Origin of the sequence: Pseudomonas sp. (assembly GCF_050739655.1) — a bacterium.
Lineage (GTDB): Bacteria > Pseudomonadota > Gammaproteobacteria > Pseudomonadales > Pseudomonadaceae > Aquipseudomonas.
In genome coordinates this window covers 1-2,492 of record NZ_JBOIBY010000101.1, presented here as the reverse complement: position 1 = coordinate 2,492, position 2,492 = coordinate 1, and the positions used below count along the sequence as shown (strand labels likewise).

The window sequence follows — 2,492 nt, the reverse complement described above, 5'->3', positions numbered from 1 at the left end:
ACGGTCTGCAGCAGCCATTGCTCATGACGGGTGCGTGGCTGGGTAATGATCTGGGTGCTGGTGCTCATCTTCGCCATCCACTTGGAGATGAATAGCGAGAACAGCGAACCGGCGAAACCAAAGACCGCACAGAAAATCAGCAGCTGATTGAGGTTGAGGTCAACCCCATTGGCCGCCATGAACCCGTTGAAGCCGAAAAGGCTCAGGGTGATGCTGGCAATCAGCACGACCGCCAGGTTAGTGGCCAAGAACAGCAGGATGCGCATCATGGTTGTAGAAATCTCCTCATGCTAAAGATGTAGCGTACTGCGGGGTATATAAGGTGCTGCACCGGGGTATTCAACCGGGTGACTATTTCAAACTGTGTCCTACGGCAACAGTCTAGCTGCTTGCAGGGCATTTCCGGTGCGAGTGCGGGAAGTGTTTGTCAGTCAATTCATGTCGAAGGCCCCACCTTTGTCAGGCGCGAGCAGGCAAGACGTTACTCGGCGGCGGGCAAAGCGGCAGCCAGCGGCGGAATGCAAAAAAGTGTTGCCGGATGAATCACCGTGCGACGTGCAGGAGCGTCGCACGGTGACTGGCCGCTTACTGGCGGTAGGACTTGAGGAAGCCGCCGATGCGTCCGATGGCCATCTCAAGGTCATCGACACGTGGCAGGGTCACGACGCGGAAGTGGTCTGGCCATGGCCAGTTGAATGCGGTGCCTTGCACCACCAACAGCTTTTCGGAGAGCAGAAGGTCGAGGACGAACTTTTCGTCGTTATGGATCGGGCAGACCTTGGGGTCGATCCGCGGGAAGGCATACAGCGCCCCCATCGGCTTGACGCAGCTCACGCCCGGAATGTCGTTGAGCAATTCCCAGGTGCGGTTGCGCTGTTCCAGCAAGCGGCCCGGCGGCAGCACCAGGTCATTGATGCTCTGGTAGCCACCCAGGGCGGTCTGGATCGCATGCTGGCTGGGCACGTTGGCGCACAGGCGCATGTTCGCCAGCATGTCGATGCCTTCGATGTAGCTCTGGGCGTGGTGTTTCGGCCCGGAAATGGCAATCCAGCCGGAACGGAAACCGGCCACGCGATAGGACTTGGACAGGCCGTTGAAGGTCAGGCACAGCAGGTCGGGCGCCAGGGAGGCGGTGCAGATGTGCACGGCATCGTCGTAGAGGATCTTGTCGTAGATCTCGTCGGAGAACACCACCAGATTGTGCTGGCGGGCCAGTTCCAGCATGCCCAGCAGTACTTCCTTCGAATACACCGCACCGGTCGGGTTGTTCGGGTTGATGATCACCAGAGCCTTGGTGTTCGGGGTGATCTTGGCCTTGATGTCAGCCAGGTCCGGCCACCAGTTGGCCTGCTCGTCGCACAGGTAATGCACCGGATTGCCGCCGGACAGGCTCACGGCTGCGGTCCACAACGGATAGTCAGGCGCAGGCACCAGCACTTCGTCGCCATTGTTGAGCAGGGCCTGCATCGACATCACGATCAGTTCGGAAACGCCGTTGCCCAGGTAGATGTCTTCAATGCCGACGCCTTCTACCTGCTTTTGCTGGTAATACTGCATCACGGCCTTGCGCGCACTGAACAGACCCTTGGAGTCGCTATAGCCCTGCGCGGTCGGCAGGTTGCGGATCACGTCCTGGAGGATTTCGTCCGGCGCTTCGAACCCAAAAGGCGCCGGGTTGCCGATGTTCAGCTTGAGGATGCGATGGCCTTCCTCTTCCAGGCGTTTGGCGTGCTTGAGCACTGGGCCGCGAATGTCGTAGCAGACGTTGGCGAGCTTGTTCGATTTGCTGACCTGCATGGCGATTTGTTCCCGAAAATGAACGATCCAGGCGGCGAATGGACAACCGTACTGGGAATCCTGCGTAATCACACAGGCCTGACGCCTTGATAGACAGCATCCATAAATCTGTTTGAATGCGCATGGACTGGCTGCCAGACTGGCGTTTGACGAGGCGCAATCATACGTGCCGCCTGATCCGTGGAAAAGGTACAGATCGGGCTTTTTCAGCTGCTGAGGTGTGAAGATGGAAAAGTTGGAAAAAACCCTGGAAGAATGGAAGGCCATGCTCGATCCGGAGCAGTACAACGTGTGCCGCCTCAAGGGCACCGAGCGCCCGTTCTCCGGGAAATACAACGCCACCAAGACCGATGGCATCTACCACTGCATCTGCTGCAACGAGCCGTTGTTCGATTCGAAAACCAAGTTCGATTCCGGCTGCGGATGGCCGAGTTTCTACGCACCGATCGGCGACAGCGCGATGACTGAAATTCGCGATGTCAGCCACGGCATGATCCGTACCGAAGTCGTCTGCGCCAAATGCGACGCGCACCTGGGCCACGTATTCCCTGATGGCCCGCCGCCGACCGGACTGCGGTACTGCATCAACTCGGTGTGCCTTGACCTGGTACCGCGCGCGTAAATACGCGCCCCGTGTAGGAGCTGCCGAAGGCTGCGATCTTTTGATTTTGCTTTTAGGAGACCAAGATCAAAAG

At 58.3% G+C, this 2,492-nt stretch carries 2 protein-coding genes and 1 pseudogene; 1 reads left to right on the top strand and 2 read right to left on the bottom strand.

The genetic code is table 11. The features are described from left to right. Positions 1–269, bottom strand: a pseudogene (locus ACRESJ_RS05520) (protease HtpX); the annotation flags it as partial. Positions 270–585: 316 nt separating this feature from the next. After that, positions 586–1,797: a pyridoxal phosphate-dependent aminotransferase gene (locus ACRESJ_RS05515; RefSeq protein ID WP_008017190.1), complete on the bottom strand. Its 1,212-nt coding sequence runs from the start codon at positions 1,795–1,797 to the stop codon at positions 586–588. A 226-nt stretch (positions 1,798–2,023) separates the two neighbouring features. Between ACRESJ_RS05515 and msrB the strand changes: the two genes are divergently transcribed. After that, positions 2,024–2,419, top strand: a complete 396-nt coding sequence (gene msrB / locus ACRESJ_RS05510) for a peptide-methionine (R)-S-oxide reductase MsrB (RefSeq protein ID WP_431757003.1) — start codon at positions 2,024–2,026, stop codon at positions 2,417–2,419. The last annotated feature ends 73 nt before the right edge of the window (positions 2,420–2,492 follow it).